Source organism: Marivivens donghaensis (assembly GCF_030410045.1).
Classification (GTDB): Bacteria; Pseudomonadota; Alphaproteobacteria; order Rhodobacterales; family Rhodobacteraceae; genus Marivivens; species Marivivens donghaensis.
The window spans coordinates 39,026-55,187 of sequence record NZ_JAUFRA010000009.1 but is presented as its reverse complement, the minus strand read 5'-3'; the positions used below and the strand labels follow the sequence as shown (position 1 = coordinate 55,187).

Here is a 16,162-nt window from a genome sequence, read left to right as displayed (position 1 = left end):
TTGCATACAGTTATGGAGTTCCGTCCGACTTTCGTCTAATGTGCGCGCAAACACTTTAGTTTGCGGAGCATCCCATGACCAAGATCAAGGTAGCTAACCCCGTTGTCGAACTCGACGGCGATGAGATGACACGGATCATCTGGGACTTTATTAAACAGAAATTGATCCTGCCCTATCTCGATATCGACCTGAAATACTACGATCTCGGCATCGAAGAGCGTGATCGCACCGACGACCAGATCACTATCGACGCGGCCTACGCAATCAAAGAGCATGGCGTCGGCGTCAAATGTGCGACCATCACCCCCGATGAAGCCCGTGTTGAGGAATTCGGCCTGAAACAGATGTGGAAGTCGCCGAACGGCACGATCCGCAACATCCTTGGCGGCGTTGTGTTCCGCCAGCCGATCATCTGCAAAAACGTTCCGCGCCTTGTCCCCGGTTGGACGCGCCCGATCGTTGTTGGCCGCCATGCCTTTGGCGACCAGTATAAAGCGACAGATTTCCATTTCCCGACCGCTGGCAAACTGACGATGAAATTCGTTGGCGAGGACGGCACCGTGATCGAGCGCGACGTCTATGATGCGCCGTCTGCCGGCGTTTACATGGGAATGTATAACCTCGACAGTTCGATCCGCGACTTCGCGCGCGCGTCGTTCAACTACGGTCTTTCTCTGAAATGGCCTGTGTATTTGTCGACCAAGAACACCATTCTCAAGGCCTATGACGGTCGGTTCAAGGATCTCTTCCAAGAGATTTATGACGCTGAATTCGCTGAGAAATTCAAAGAAGCAGGCATCTGGTACGAACACCGCCTGATTGACGACATGGTGGCCTGTGCGTTGAAATGGAATGGCGGCTTTGTTTGGGCGTGCAAAAACTACGACGGCGATGTGCAGTCCGATACTGTGGCGCAGGGCTACGGATCGCTCGGCATGATGGCGTCGCAGCTGATGACACCCGATGGCAAGATCGTCGAGGCCGAGGCCGCGCACGGTACCGTCACCCGCCACTACCGCAACCATCAGGCGGGCAAAGCCACGTCGACCAACTCTATCGCGACGATCTATGCGTGGACTGGCGCGTTGAAACACCGTGCAAAGCTGGACGAGAACGCGCAACTGATGCGCTTTGCCGAGACGCTGGAACGCGTGACAGTTCAATGCGTTGAGGACGGTCATATGACCAAAGACCTCGCCCTGCTTGTTGGTCCGGATCAGGGCTGGCTGACAACGATTGGCTTCCTCGAAAAGCTCGACGAATACCTGAACAAAGCCCTCGTCGGCTAACCAAAGGTCAGGCGCGTGGTGCAGATCACGCGCCTGATGGACAGGTAAGCATTACTGACCTATATATCGGTCATGCCAGCACCGATTCCTGTCCCGCAAAATAGCGTCCCACATACCCCGTTCGAAGACCTTCAAGGGCTGTCGATAGGTTTACTTACCACCTCTATTGCACTGACGATGCTCAAATCTTTGGGGTTCGTGACTGGGCAAACGGCAGGCGTCGCACTGATCGTCAGCTACATTTCAGGCATCAGTTTCAGCTGGGCGTTTTTCCTGATCAACCTCCCATTCTACGTGTTCGCGTGGTTCAGAATGGGCGCTGCGTTTACCATCAAATCCTTGATTTGCGTGACCGCCCTATCGGTGATGGTGGCCTATATCCCGCACCTGATGACCTTTGATCACCTAGACCCGCTGTTCGGCACGATTGCCTTTGGTGTGCTCTGCGGGTTCGGCCTCTTGGGCGTGTTTCGCCACAATGCATCGCTGGGCGGTTTGGGCGTGATTGCGCTGATGGTCCAAGACCGAACGGGGTTTCGCGCAGGCTATGTGCAGATCGCCGCTGACATCCTCATTTTTGCTACGGCTGCGGCGCTCCTGCCGCTACGGGTCGTTGGGTTTTCCCTTCTCGGCGCTCTGGTTTTGAACGGTGTGATCGCCTTCAACCACCGCCGTGACCGCTACATTGGAACGTAATTTATGACTGCCACCGAAAAACACTCTCTCATCGAAGATGCCCAAGGTATCGCGTTCGGCGTCTCTATGGCGTCGTTCGGCGTTTTGATCCTGACGCACCTCGGCTTTGTCACGGGGCAAACGGCGGGCTTCGCCATTCTAATTTCTTACGCAACGGGCTGGGGTTTTGGCCCCGTGTTCTTTGCCGTAAACCTGCCGTTTTATTGGCTCGGGTATAAACGGATGGGCCTGCGGTTCATGATCAAGACCTTTGTGGCGGTGGCCTCGCTCTCTGTTCTGACGACCATCCTACCGTCGCATATCGTTTTCGCCACTCTTACGCCGGCGGTTGGCGCGATCCTCTTTGGGTTTGTCACAGGCGCGGCGCTTATGGCGCTCTTTCGTCATGGATCGAGCCTTGGCGGTATCGGTATTCTCGCGCTCTATATCCAAGAGAAGACAGGCTTCCGTGCGGGATGGACACAACTACTGTTTGATGCCGCACTCTTTATCTTGGCCCTAGGCTTGCGCGATCTGCCGACAGTCGCCTACAGTTTCTTAGGCGCACTGGTTGTGAACCTCGTGATCGCCATTAACCACCGTAAAGATCGCTATATAGCCACCTAAAGGCCCGTTCATGCCAACCCATTATATCGCGCTGGTTTTTGCTGTTATGGCAGAAACCGTTGCTACCTCTGCATTGAAAGCATCCGACCAATTCACAAAGCTCGGTCCGACGGCAGTCGTCGTGATTGGCTACGCGATTTCATTTTATCTACTGGCTTACACGGTGCGCTTTATGCCCGTGGGCATCGTCTATGCGCTGTGGTCGGGCATGGGTATTATCTTTGTGTCGATCATCGGCTGGGTTTGGTTCAAACAGTACCTCGACCTGCCCGCAATCCTTGGGCTGGCGATGATCTTAGGCGGAATTGTGGTGATTAACGTCTTTTCCAACACAACTGGCACGCATTAAGCCCTTTAGGGGTGGCTTTTGCTGCGATTGCACGGTAAGGCGCAGCCAACTCTCCTTTTAAGGCTGCACTATGGATATCCGTAATATCGCGATTATCGCGCACGTTGACCACGGCAAAACGACGCTGGTAGACGAACTTCTAAAGCAATCCGGCGCGTTCCGTGAAAATCAGGCTGTTGCTGAACGGGCAATGGACTCGAACGACATTGAACGTGAGCGCGGGATCACCATCCTTGCAAAAGCAACCAGCGTCGAATGGAACGGCACACGGATCAACATCGTTGACACCCCCGGCCACGCAGACTTTGGCGGTGAAGTTGAACGCATCCTGTCCATGGTAGACGGCGTTGTTCTGCTGGTCGACGCGGCTGAAGGCCCGATGCCGCAGACCAAATTCGTAACTTCCAAGGCGCTGGCTCTCGGCCTGAAACCGATTGTTGTTCTGAACAAAGTCGACAAAGCAGACGCAGAGCCGGATCGCGCGCTCGACGAATGTTTCGACCTCTTCGCGAACCTCGGCGCGAACGAAGAACAGCTGGACTTCCCGCACCTCTACGCATCTGGCCGTTCGGGCTGGTGTGACACCGAACTCGACGGTCCGCGCAAAGACCTGACCGCATTGTTCGAACTAGTTGTGAAACACGTTGAGCCGCCAAAGCAACTGGCCGCAAAAGACGAACCGTTCCGCATGCTTGCGACCACTCTGTCCGCTGACCCGTTCATCGGTCGTATTCTGACGGGCCGCGTTGAAGCTGGTACCCTGAAAACAGGTGACTCTCTGCATGCACTGTCGCGCGACGGTAAGAAGATCGAAAACTTCCGCTGCACCAAAATCCTCGCGTTCCGTGGCCTGTCCCAGCAGCCGATCGATGAAGCCGTTGCAGGCGACATCGTGACTATCGCAGGTATGACCAAAGCGACCGTTGCGGACACGCTAGCTGACACCTCGGTGAACGAAGCGATCCCTGCGCAGCCGATCGATCCGCCGACCATCTCGGTCATGTTCGGCATCAACGACTCCCCGCTCGCAGGTCGTGACGGTAAGAAAGTTCAGTCGCGCGTCATCCGTGACCGCCTGTCGAAAGAAGCTGAAACCAACGTCGCAATCAAAATCGAAGACACCCCAGGCGGTGAAGCGTTCATCGTTTCGGGCCGTGGCGAACTTCAGATGGGCGTTCTGATCGAGAACATGCGTCGCGAAGGCTTTGAGCTGTCGATCTCGCGTCCGCAGGTTATCTTTAAAGAGGAAGACGGCGTTCGTATGGAACCCGTTGAAGAAGTCACCATCGACGTTGACGACGAATACACTGGCGTTGTCGTTGAAAAACTGACCGGCCCGCGCAAAGGCGATCTGGTCGAGATGAACCCAGGCGGCAACGGCAAGACCCGCATCGTGGCTCACGTCCCCTCGCGCGGCCTGATCGGCTACCACGGCGAATTCCTGACGGACACCCGTGGTTCGGGCGTCATGAACCGCCTCTTCCACGGTTGGGTTGCACACAAAGGCCCAATCGCTGGCCGTCGTCAGGGCGTTCTGATCTCTATGGAGAACGGCACCGCTGTGGCCTATGCGCTCTGGAACCTCGAAGATCGCGGTAAGATGTTCATCAACCCGCAAGATCCTGTCTACACAGGCATGATCATCGGCGAACACAGCCGTGACAACGATCTCGAAGTGAACCCGCTCAAAGGTAAAAAGCTGACCAACGTTCGTGCCTCGGGCACCGACGAAGCGGTTAAGCTGACCCCGCCGACCGTTATGTCGCTCGAGCAAGCAATTGCTTACATCGACGATGACGAACTGGTGGAAGTAACCCCCAACGCGGTTCGCCTTCGCAAACGTTACCTCGATCCGCATGAGCGGAAGCGCCAATCGCGCTCCGCATAATACGGATAAAAAGCGGACCCTTCGGGGTCCGTTTTTCGTTTTGGGGCTTTGCCCCCGCGCGTTCCGCGCTCCCCCAGGATATTTGAGGCACAAAGGCAAAGGGCGCGACGTTTAGAAACGCCGCGCCCTTTGTTTAGGAGTATTTTAGGTGCTTATTCGGCTGCTTCAACGATCAGAAGATCGCGTTCGCTGGCACCTTTGGCATAGCTGAGCGCCTCTTGGTACGCGTCCGAATAGTAGCAATCATGAGCAATCTGGAGGCTTGAGAAGAACGCGACGACGTGGCGTGCGCGCTCTTTGCCTTCGAGGATTTCATAATTGCCGCCACGTGCGAGGAATTTCCCACCGTGGTCCGCAATCGCGACGGTCGCGCGTTTGGCATACTCGCTATACGCCGCCTCGTCCGTTACGTTGACGTGTGCGATCCAATAGGCTCCAGCCATGATTATGCTCCTGCAACTACGGCTTCGGCTGCTTTTATTGCAGCCTCCGCATTTTCAACCGATGCACCGCCACCCTGCGCCATGTCGGGACGACCGCCGCCACCTTTGCCGCCAAGCTCTGGTGTGACCGCGCGAATGATATCGGCTGCCGAAACCTTGCCCGTCAGATCAGCGGTGACGCCACAGGCAACGGCAGCTTTACCGTCCGCATCTGCAATGAGGAGGATGATGCCCGACCCCATCTGGCCTTTCATCTCATCGATGATGCCAGGAAGGTCTTTGCCTGTTACGCCAGATAGCACTTGAGCCTTAAACGCCATGCCGTTGATTTCTTTGGCAGGTTCTTCGGCTTTTGCACCACCAGACATCGCGAGTTCACGACGCAGTTGCGCGACTTCGTTTGCGAGTGCCTTGCGTTCATCCATGAGCGCTTTGACGCGATCAGCGGCTTCGCTTGCAGGTGCTTTGAGCACCGCGGCAACAGCGTTCAGACGCGCCTCTTGGTCTTTGAGGTAAGCGATTGCCGCCTGACCAGTCAGGGCTTCAACGCGGCGAACACCTGCAGAGGATGCGCTGTCAGAGAGCACAACGAACGCACCGATATCACCCGTTTGACGAACGTGCGTACCGCCGCAGAGTTCGAGCGAATAGACGTTTCCGTCAGTGCCCTTGCCCGAACCGAGCAAGCGGCCCATCGACACAACGCGCACTTCGTCGCCGTATTTTTCACCGAACAGAGCCTGCGCACCGAGGGCACGCGCATCGTCTGGCGTCATGATACGGGTCTCAACAGCAGTGTTCTGACGGATCATCGCGTTTACATCGGCTTCGACTTGCGCCAGTTCTTCGGCGGATAGCGCGTTGCCGTGGCTGAAGTCGAAACGCAGACGGTCTGGCGCGTTCAACGATCCGCGCTGCGCCACATGATCACCCAGCGCGTCACGAAGGGCTTCGTGCAGAAGGTGGGTTGCAGAGTGGTTCGCGCGAATGTCGCCGCGCCGCTCGTGCTCCACCTCAAGCTTTGCAGCCTGACCGCGGCTGATCGACCCTTCGGTGACTTCTGCGAAGTGGATGAAGATGCCAGCAGACTTTTTCGTGTCAGTGACCTTAGCCGTGCCTGTTTCCGTGCGGATAAAGCCCGTATCGCCAACCTGACCACCCGATTCACCATAGAACGGCGTTTGGTTAACCACGATCTGAACGGTTTCGCCCGTCGCGGCGGTTTCGACAACATCAGACACTTTGACGACCGAGAGGATCTGGCCTTCGGCGGTTTCGGTGTCATAGCCAAGGAATTCGGTTACGCCGAATTTATCAGCCATTTCGAACCAAACAGTCGCATCGGCTGCTTCGCCAGAGCCGGACCACGCGGCACGTGCTTTGGCCTTTTGCTCTTCCATAGCAGCGTCGAATCCGTCGGTGTCCACGGCGCGGCCTTTTTCACGCAGCGCATCCTGAGTGAGGTCGAGCGGGAAGCCGTAGGTGTCATAGAGTTTGAACGCGGTCTCACCCGGTAGGTTTGCACCTTCTGGCAGATCAGACAATTCGTCATCCAGCAGTTTCAGGCCGCGATCCAAGGTTTGCTTGAAACGGGTTTCTTCCGCGCGGAGCGTTTCTTCGATCAAGGCCTGAGCCTGACCGAGTTCTGGATAAGCAGCGCCCATTTCGCGAACGAGCGCAGGAACCAAACGGTGCATCAGTGGGTCAGTCGCACCGAGGAGGTGCGCATGGCGCATCGCGCGGCGCATAATGCGGCGCAGAACGTAGCCACGACCGTCGTTGGACGGCATCACACCATCCGCGATAAGGAACGAGGTCGAACGCAGGTGGTCCGCGATCACACGGTGATGCGTTTTACCTGGGCCGTCTGGGTCAACGCTGGTGGCGTTGGCCGATGCTTCAATCAGAGCGCGCATCAGGTCGGTATCGTAGTTGTCATGCTTGCCCTGAAGCAACGCGCCAATCCGTTCCAGCCCCATGCCTGTGTCGATGGACTGCATGTCCAGCGCTTTCATCGAGCCATCTTCGAACTGTTCGTTCTGCATGAAAACGACGTTCCAAATTTCGATGAAACGGTCGCCGTCTTCCTCTGGCGAACCCGGAGGGCCACCCCAGATGTGATCGCCGTGATCGTAGAAAATCTCGGTGCACGGACCGCACGGACCAGTCGGCCCCATCTGCCAGAAGTTATCCGACGTCGGAATGCGGATAATGCGATCCTCAGGAACGCCGACTTTCTTCCAGATTTCAAACGCTTCGTCGTCGGTATGGTAGACGGTCGTCAAAAGACGTTTGGGATCGATGTCAAAATCTTTGGTGATCAGTTCCCAAGCGAACGGAATAGCTTCGTTCTTGAAATAGTTACCAAAGGAGAAGTTCCCGAGCATTTCAAAGAACGTGTGGTGGCGCGCCGTGTAGCCAACGTTATCAAGGTCGTTGTGTTTGCCCCCTGCCCGCACGCATTTTTGAGATGTCGTCGCGCGCACGTAATCGCGCTTTTCAACGCCGGTAAAACAGTTCTTGAACTGCACCATGCCCGAGTTCGTGAACATCAGGGTCGGGTCGTTGCGCGGAACCAGCGGAGACGACGGAACGATGGTGTGACCATTCCGTTCGAAATAGCTGAGGAAGGTAGAGCGGATATCAGAAAGGCTCGTCATGGCGGTCCTTGAATTCAAAGTGTCCGTGGTGGAATACCCCTCCATCTACTCCGCGTAAAGCCCAATGAAAAAGGCCGCCCAAAAGAGCGGCCTTTCGTCAGAATTTGATCCATTACATCTCGACGAGATCATCGTCGCTGTCATTGTCATCCATGTGGAAATCGAGACCATGCGCGGCGCGAATTTTGTCTTCGATTTCGAGAGCGATCTGCGGATTTTCTTTAAGGAAGGTTTTAGAGTTTTCACGGCCCTGGCCGATCCGTTCATCCCCGTAAGAGAACCAAGCGCCAGACTTTTCAACAACGCCAGCTTTCACACCAAGGTCCAGAAGTTCGCCCGTTTTAGAAATCCCCTCGCCATACATAATGTCGAATTCAACCTGCTTGAACGGCGGAGCTACCTTGTTTTTTACGACTTTAACGCGGGTCGAGTTACCGACCACTTCATCACGGTCTTTGATCGCGCCAATACGACGGATGTCGAGGCGAACGGAGGCGTAGAATTTAAGAGCGTTACCGCCCGTTGTGGTTTCGGGCGAACCGAACATGACGCCGATCTTCATCCGGATTTGGTTGATGAAGATCACCATACAATTCGATTTTGAGATCGATCCTGTGAGTTTGCGCATCGCCTGAGACATCAAACGCGCATGAACACCCACGTTGCTGTCGCCCATGTCACCTTCGAGTTCGGACTTCGGCGTCAAAGCCGCAACCGAATCGACGACGACCATCGACACAGCGCCAGAACGTACGAGGGTATCGACGATCTCCAGTGCTTGTTCACCCGTATCAGGCTGCGAAATCAGAAGTTCGTCCAGATCAACGCCGAGTTTTTTCGCGTAGATCGGGTCCAGAGCATGCTCGGCGTCGACGAATGCACAAACACCGCCCTTTTTCTGTTCTTCTGCAATCGCATGAAGGGTCAGCGTGGTCTTACCCGACGATTCAGGCCCATAGATTTCGATGATCCGCCCCTTGGGCAGACCGCCAATCCCGAGCGCGATATCGAGGCCAAGCGAGCCAGTCGATGTCGCCTCAATCTCTTGGACAGGGCTATCCTTGCCGAGCTTCATGATAGACCCTTTGCCGAACTGACGTTCGATCTGGGCCAGTGCGGATTCCAACGCCTTTTGCTTATCGGCGGTTTTCTTGTCAGTCATGCTCAAAATATCTGCCATTGCCATCTTTGCGATCCTTATTTCACACCGTGAGGGGTGCGGCAATCATTGCCTTTGTTCGCCTCTTGTTCTCATTCGTTATGAGATCAAAAAGAGAACATTTCAAGAATTATTTTCTTGGGCTACTTTCATTCGCGAGAGATTAAAGAGTAGTTTACATCCAAACCGAGAGTGGGATTTTGCGTCGATATGCTTGTTTTCTGGAACGAAAAGCTTGTTTTTCTGGCCGTGCCAAAGACGGGCACAACGGCGATTGAGGGGGCACTCGCGCCGCGTGCCCAAGCCGTTTTCCGCGATCCACCGATTCTCAAACATACGCCCTACTACCGCTACAAACGGTTTGTTCTGCCGATGCTGGAAAAGGCTGGCGCCGAGGGCCTGCAAACCGTCGCTGTCGTCCGTCATCCGATTGATTGGCTTTCGAGCTGGTATCGATACCGCAATCGCGACGATCTGGTTGGGAGCAAGAACAGCACACGCGGCATGACGTTTGATGAGTTCGTCGTCGAATATTGTGAAGAAAAGCCCGCGCCGTTTGCCAATGTCGGCTCACAGGCCAAATTCCTCGCGGCGAACAACGGCCCGACCAAATGCGATTACGTGTTCCGATATGAAGCCCAACCAAAGCTCATCGAATTCCTTGAAACACGGTTGAATGTGAAGCTCGAATTGAAAGAGTTGAACGTGTCGCCGCGAATGGAAGTATCGCTGCTGCCAGAGGTCGAAGCACTCTTGCGGCATACAAATGCAGCGGACTTTGCCCTATGGGACGCCGCACGGCATTAACCACGCGAAATTCATAATCTTCTTGATGATCTTGAATTTCACTAATCGAACGGTGGCAGGTATCACCCGCGCAAGCAAAGGATACCTTAATGACCAAACCAGTTCGTTCGCCTATTTTTGACAGCCTTACCACCGCAGCCCGTGACCGCATCCTTATTCTGGACGGCGCTATGGGGACACAGATCCAAAAGCTCGGCCTTGTTGAAGGGGATTTCACGGGGCATGGCGGTTGCGGGTGCCACATCCATTCGGACAAGCCGCAACAGGGCAACAATGACCTGTTGAACCTCACGCAACCGAACGCGGTTGAGGAAATTCACTTTCAATATGCGATGGCTGGGGCCGATATTGCAGAGACCAATACGTTCTCATCTACCACCATCGCGCAGGCGGATTACGGGCTCGAGGATAAGGTCTATGATCTGAACGTGGCCGGCGCACGTTTGGCGCGCAAGGCGGTGGACCGCGCGACGGCGATTGATGGGAAGCCTCGGTTTGTTGCGGGCGCTGTTGGTCCGACGAATAGAACAGCGAGCATTAGCCCTGATGTGAACAACCCCGGCTATCGCGCTGTTTCGTTTGATGATTTGCGTGTTGCCTATGCTCAGCAAATCCATGGGCTGATCGACGGCGGCGCGGACATCATTCTGATCGAAACGATCTTTGATACCCTAAACGCCAAAGCTGCGGTTTTTGCCGCTGAGGTAGTGTTTGAGGCGAAAGGCATCATCCTGCCCGTCATGATTTCAGGCACGATCACTGACTTGTCAGGGCGTACGCTTTCGGGACAGACGCCGACGGCGTTCTGGCATTCGCTGCGTCATGCCCGGCCCTTTACCATCGGGCTGAACTGTGCGCTCGGCGCCAATGCGATGCGTGAACATTTGGCAGAATTGTCGAACGTTGCCGACACCCGCATTTGCGCCTACCCGAACGCGGGCCTCCCCAATGAGTTTGGTGAATATGATGAAACGCCCGAACAGATGGCGGCCCAAATCGAAGGCTTTGCAAAAGAAGGGCTGTTGAACATCGTCGGCGGGTGCTGTGGGTCGACCTTTGACCACATCCGCGCCATTGCTGAGGCAGTCAAAGGCTACGCGCCCCGCACGATCCCGACCGTTGAACCGCTCATGCGTCTCTCTGGGCTAGAGCCGTTTACCCTAACCAACGACATTCCGTTCGTGAATGTGGGCGAGAGGACAAACGTCACGGGGTCGGCGAAGTTTCGCAAATTGATCACGGCAGCGGATTACACCGCAGCCTTGGACGTCGCCCGCCAGCAGGTCGAAAACGGTGCGCAGATCATCGACATCAACATGGATGAGGGCCTCATCGACAGTAAACAAGCGATGGTCGATTACCTGAACTTGATTGCGGCAGAGCCTGACATCGCCCGCGTGCCGATCATGGTCGACAGCTCAAAATGGGAGGTGATCGAGGCGGGCCTGAAGTGCATTCAAGGCAAGGCCATCGTCAATTCGATTTCCATGAAAGAAGGCGAAGAGCAGTTTCGCCAGCAGGCAACCCTTTGTCGTCGATATGGTGCCGCCGTCGTCGTCATGGCCTTTGACGAACGCGGCCAAGCAGATACCGAAGACCGCAAGGTCGAAATCTGCACCCGTGCCTATCATATCCTGACCCAAGACATCGGTTTCCCACCCGAAGACATCATCTTTGACCCGAACGTTTTTGCGGTCGCGACGGGCATTGAAGAACACGACAATTATGGCGTCGATTTCATCAACGCGACCAAGCGGATCACTAAGGCCTGCCCGCATGTTCATGTCTCGGGCGGGGTATCAAACCTGTCGTTTTCCTTCCGCGGAAACGAGGCCGTCCGAGAAGCGATGCATGCCGTGTTCCTCTACCACGCCATTCAAAACGGCATGGACATGGGCATCGTGAACGCGGGGCAGCTCGCTGTTTATTCCGAGATCGACCCCGAATTGCGCGAACATTGCGAGGATGTGGTTCTCAACCGCCGTTCTGACGCCACAGAGCGGATGCTGGAACTTGCCGAGACCTATCGCGGTCAAGGCGGCGCGCAGGCCAAGGAAAAGGACATGTCTTGGCGCGAGGCCTCGGTCGAAAAACGACTGGAACACGCCTTGGTCAATGGCATCACCGAATTCATTGAGGCCGATACCGAAGAAGCCCGCCAACGGGCGACCCGCCCGCTCGACGTGATTGAGGGGCCGTTGATGGACGGCATGAACGTAGTCGGTGATCTCTTTGGGGCGGGTAAAATGTTCCTCCCCCAAGTCGTGAAATCGGCCCGCGTGATGAAACAAGCCGTCGCTGTTCTGACGCCCTACATCGAGGCCGAAAAAGACGGCAAACAAGAGGCCGCAGGTAAGATCCTCATGGCAACGGTGAAAGGCGATGTGCATGACATCGGCAAAAACATCGTTGGCGTCGTATTGGCCTGCAACAACTACGAAATCATCGACCTCGGCGTGATGGTACCAACGTCGAAAATCCTTGAAACGGCAAAGCGTGAAAATGTCGATGTGATCGGGCTGTCTGGTCTGATCACACCGTCGCTGGACGAGATGGTACATGTTGCCGCCGAGATGGAGCGGGAGGGCTTTACCATCCCCCTGCTGATCGGCGGCGCGACCACATCCAAGGTTCATACTGCCGTGAAAATCGCGCCGAAATATACCAGCGGTCAGGCGATGTATGTGACAGACGCCAGCCGCGCAGTCGGCGTTGTGTCGTCGCTATTGTCGGACAAAGCCGCCGAGGTGAAACAGGCGACTCGCACCGATTACGCTGACATTGCAGAGCGACATGCGCGTGGTGAACGCGGTAAAAAGCGGATCACATTGCAGGAGGCCCGCGACAACGCGTTAAAGATCGACTTCAGCGGGTATGAGGCTAAAACACCAAGTTTCCTCGGCACGCGCGTCTTTGATCACTGGTCGCTGGCTGAGTTGGCCGACTACATCGACTGGACGCCGTTCTTCCAAACGTGGGAGCTGAAGGGCCAATATCCGGCTATTCTGGACGATGCAAAGCAAGGTGACGCGGCACGATCCCTCTTTGCGGACGCTCAAGCTATGTTGGGAAAAATCATCGATGAAAACTGGTTTGCGCCAAAGGCTGTCGTCGGGTTCTGGCCCGCGCAGTCTATCGGTGACGACATTCAGCTATTCACCGATGATACCCGCGCGGAACCGCTCCAAACGCTTCACACGCTGCGTCAGCAGACGGCGAAACGCGATGGTCGTCCCAATGTCGCGCTCTCTGATTTTGTTGCGCCATCTGGCGACTATGTCGGTGCATTTGTTGTCACGGCTGGCCCCGAGGAGGACGATATCGCGGCTCAGTTTGACGCCAAGCACGACAATTATTCGTCGATCATGGTGAAGGCACTGGCCGACCGCTTTGCCGAAGCCTTTGCCGAGCGGATGCATGAATATGTCCGCACCGAGCTTTGGGGATATGCGTCCGAGGACTATGCCCCGACCGATCTGATCACTGAGCCCTACGCAGGTATCCGCCCTGCTCCCGGTTATCCAGCACAACCTGATCACACAGAAAAAGCGACGCTCTGGACGCTGTTGGATGCGGAGACGTCGACAGGTGTTTCACTCACGGAAAGCTACGCGATGTGGCCTGCTGCCTCTGTGTCTGGCCTCTATATCGGCCATCCAGAGAGCTATTATTTCGGGGTTGGTAAAGTTGAGCGTGATCAAGTTGAGGACTACGCGAACCGCAAAGGCATGAGCCTGGCTGAGGCTGAACGCTGGCTGTCACCGATCCTCAATTACCAAACTTAATCTTAGCGCCCCGTGCTTTTGATGACGACGCTGACCGTTTTAAGGAGGATCATCATGTCCTCCTTAAAGCTAAGACGGGAATGGTAGTAGTCATCAAATCCCACACGATCGACAAACCGAGTGTCACCACGCCCCGCCACCTGCCAAGACCCTGTAATGCCAGGACGCATCGCATAATAGGCGCGACCGCCTGCGCGACGATAAAGTTCCTCTTGGGATGGGAGGAAGGGACGCGGGCCAACGATGCTCATCTCACCGCGCAAGACGTTTAAGAGCTGTGGCAACTCATCGAGGCTGGACCGCCGCAAGAAGCACCCAACCTTCGTGATACGCGGATCAATGCGGAGCTTTTGATCGCGATGCCATTCCGCGGCAATGATCGGATCGGTGGCGCACATCTCAGTCAACCGCGCTTCAGCATCGATATGCATTGTCCGCAGTTTGAAACAGGGAAATACCTCTCCATTCAGACCAACGCGCGGTTGCACGAAGAACGCAGGACCACCGTCGCGACGAATGATCAGCGCAAGAACCGCAATGACAGGCACCACAATCGGCAAGGACACCACGACGAGCAGCGTATCAATCAACCGCTTAAAGACGCGTTGATAGAGACGCGCGCCATATCGGGACACCTGCCTCACAGGAAAGGACGGAACCGAAACACTGTCGATTGGCGCATATTTCATAACACTTCCCCAAGCCAAGTTTCCGCATCTGCAGGCCCTGACCTTAGGGGGAAGTGCTTAATGAAGTTTGAATGCTAAAGTGAAAATCCAGCTTAGATTTTTTCCCGCATATCGCGGTCCAACATTTCGCCCATTTTCTTTTGCTTGAGCAATTCGCGGGCCTTTGCGTATTCGGGGTCGTTCCAGAACATCAGACACCCGTTACAGCCACGACCACAGCAGCCCGCCGCACCAGAGCGCGAGGTTTTGGACCGTTTTTCCATCTGCTCAGAGCCGATGGCGTCCTGCAGTTTTTTGACCTGATTGCGATAGGCACCCTTGTAGGCGTCCTGCCCCAGTTCAATTTTCTGCGCCGTTTTATCGAGCTTGAACCGACGCCAGTCGTCGTCGGTCAGCATGGCCTCGGAGCGCACAATGGTGAACGGAGGGAAATTACGGCGGATCGCTTCGGGGTCTTCGCGGTCAAAGGCTGTGAACGGGATAAAGACCTGATCGCCACGGCTACCTACGACGTAATCCGCGATTTCACCCGGTTTATTGGCGAGCTCGTATTCGTAGAGACGTAACAGCACGGGCTCCGCTTTGGGATCGGATGGCAGGAATTCAAGAACATCGCCGCCGTCGAGACGGTTTTTGACGTTCATCACCAGACCGTCCTCGCGAACCTCAGTAATCATGCCCGCAAATTCCCACGGTGCCATCGCTTTGGTGTGGTCATAGTTGTGAGCGTAGTTCTGGAGGCGGCCCTCGTGGAACGCGATGGTAAACCCACGGTTCGTCGCACCGACGAGTTCGTCCATATACTGATCGGGCGACCAGTTTTCGGGATCGGCGTAATAGTCATCAATGGCACGGCGATACGCACGGGCAACGGTGGCGACGTAATACGGGCTTTTGTTCCGCCCTTCGACCTTGAGGCTATCAACGCCGATGCGCAGCAAGTCGTTGAGTTTCGGCATGAGGCACATATCCTTGGAGTTCAGGATATACGAGCCGCGCCAATCCTCTTCGATGGGCATGAATTCACCGGGGCGAGCACCCTCTTCCAACACGAACTCGAACAGTTCGAGGTTCTCTTCGGTCAGCGGCAATTCTTTGATCGTGCCGTCCTTGAGCTTCATGTGAACCTTGTAGTGCCAACGACAGGAGTTCGCGCAATTGCCTTGGTTCGCGCCGCGTTCGGCCATGAAGTTCGACAACAGGCAGCGGCCCGAATAGGTCATGCACATCGCACCGTGAACAAAGCTCTCTAGGCGGATGTCAGGGCATTTTTCGCGGATTTCTTCCATCTCGGCAAAGGTGACTTCACGGGCCAAAACGACCAGTTCGGCGCCCATGTCTTTCCAATAATCGACCGTAAGCCATGAACACACGTTCGCTTGGGTCGAGATATGGAGGTTCAGCTCAGGCGCATGTTTGCGCACGTAGTTAAAGACACCGGGGTCCGCGATGATCACACCATCTGGACGGATGTCTTTCAGCGTCTCAATAAAGCTCTCTAGCTTTTCGACGTCTTTGTTATGCGTGAAGAGGTTGAGCGTCAGATAGACCCGCACACCATGCGCATGGGCAAAGGCGACGCCCTCTTTCACATCCTCAAGCGAGAACTTTGATTTCGTCCGCAACGACATATCGGGCGTGCCGAGGTAAACCGCGTCGGCCCCATAGAGAACAGCAACCTTCAGCCGCTCAAGCGAGCCCGCAGGCATCAAAAGCTCTGAACGACGGGTCTGGGTCTGATCTTTGGGCATGGCATGTCCTCTCTGGCTATCGGTCCACATAGCGGCGTGG

Annotated in this window: 12 protein-coding genes; 7 read left to right on the top strand and 5 right to left on the bottom strand. The window is 55.5% G+C overall.

Going from position 1 to position 16,162, the window contains the following annotated elements; genetic code table 11:
- Positions 1-74 precede the first annotated feature (74 nt).
- From QWY83_RS13500 to typA, 5 genes are all read left to right on the top strand, one after another.
- The gene (locus QWY83_RS13500; protein WP_249947157.1) at positions 75-1,289 is read left to right on the top strand and encodes an NADP-dependent isocitrate dehydrogenase; all 1,215 of its coding nucleotides are present in this window, start codon (positions 75-77) and stop codon (positions 1,287-1,289) included.
- Positions 1,290-1,361: 72 nt separating this feature from the next.
- Entirely contained in the window at positions 1,362-1,985 is a 624-nt protein-coding gene (locus tag QWY83_RS13495; protein WP_249947158.1) for a YitT family protein, read from the top strand.
- 3 nt (positions 1,986-1,988) lie between these two features.
- On the top strand, positions 1,989-2,591 hold the full coding sequence (locus tag QWY83_RS13490) for a YitT family protein (protein WP_249947159.1): 603 nt from the start codon (positions 1,989-1,991) through the stop codon (positions 2,589-2,591).
- A gap of 10 nt (positions 2,592-2,601) precedes the next feature.
- On the top strand, positions 2,602-2,940 hold the full coding sequence (locus QWY83_RS13485) for a DMT family transporter (RefSeq protein ID WP_249947160.1): 339 nt from the start codon (positions 2,602-2,604) through the stop codon (positions 2,938-2,940).
- A gap of 70 nt (positions 2,941-3,010) precedes the next feature.
- On the top strand, positions 3,011-4,828 hold the full coding sequence (gene typA, locus QWY83_RS13480; protein WP_249947161.1) for a translational GTPase TypA: 1,818 nt from the start codon (positions 3,011-3,013) through the stop codon (positions 4,826-4,828).
- 152 nt (positions 4,829-4,980) lie between these two features.
- Here the strand turns inward: typA and QWY83_RS13475 are convergent, their stop codons facing one another.
- The 3 genes from QWY83_RS13475 to recA all read right to left on the bottom strand — a co-directional run bounded on the left by QWY83_RS13475 (position 4,981) and on the right by recA (position 9,117).
- Complete coding sequence (locus QWY83_RS13475) at positions 4,981-5,271, bottom strand: DUF1330 domain-containing protein (protein ID WP_249947162.1); 291 nt, start codon at positions 5,269-5,271, stop codon at positions 4,981-4,983.
- 2 nt (positions 5,272-5,273) lie between these two features.
- The gene (gene alaS / locus QWY83_RS13470; protein WP_249947163.1) at positions 5,274-7,931 is read right to left on the bottom strand and encodes an alanine--tRNA ligase; all 2,658 of its coding nucleotides are present in this window, start codon (positions 7,929-7,931) and stop codon (positions 5,274-5,276) included.
- Positions 7,932-8,043: 112 nt separating this feature from the next.
- Positions 8,044-9,117, bottom strand: a complete 1,074-nt coding sequence (gene recA, locus QWY83_RS13465; RefSeq protein ID WP_105235164.1) for a recombinase RecA — start codon at positions 9,115-9,117, stop codon at positions 8,044-8,046.
- Between the two features lie 183 nt (positions 9,118-9,300).
- On the opposite strand from recA, the gene QWY83_RS13460 reads away from it, so the two are divergent.
- Both QWY83_RS13460 and metH read left to right on the top strand, forming a co-directional pair.
- On the top strand, positions 9,301-9,897 hold the full coding sequence (locus QWY83_RS13460) for a sulfotransferase family 2 domain-containing protein (RefSeq protein WP_249947164.1): 597 nt from the start codon (positions 9,301-9,303) through the stop codon (positions 9,895-9,897).
- 89 nt (positions 9,898-9,986) lie between these two features.
- Positions 9,987-13,682 (top strand): methionine synthase, encoded by a 3,696-nt coding sequence (gene metH, locus QWY83_RS13455; RefSeq protein WP_249947165.1) that lies wholly within the window; start codon positions 9,987-9,989, stop codon positions 13,680-13,682.
- A 2-nt stretch (positions 13,683-13,684) separates the two neighbouring features.
- Here metH and QWY83_RS13450 read toward each other — a convergent pair whose 3' ends face one another.
- Positions 13,685-14,371: a sugar transferase gene (locus QWY83_RS13450; protein ID WP_249947166.1), complete on the bottom strand. Its 687-nt coding sequence runs from the start codon at positions 14,369-14,371 to the stop codon at positions 13,685-13,687.
- Positions 14,372-14,463: 92 nt separating this feature from the next.
- Positions 14,464-16,122: a peptidase U32 family protein gene (locus QWY83_RS13445; protein WP_249947167.1), complete on the bottom strand. Its 1,659-nt coding sequence runs from the start codon at positions 16,120-16,122 to the stop codon at positions 14,464-14,466.
- Positions 16,123-16,162: the final 40 nt, after the last annotated feature.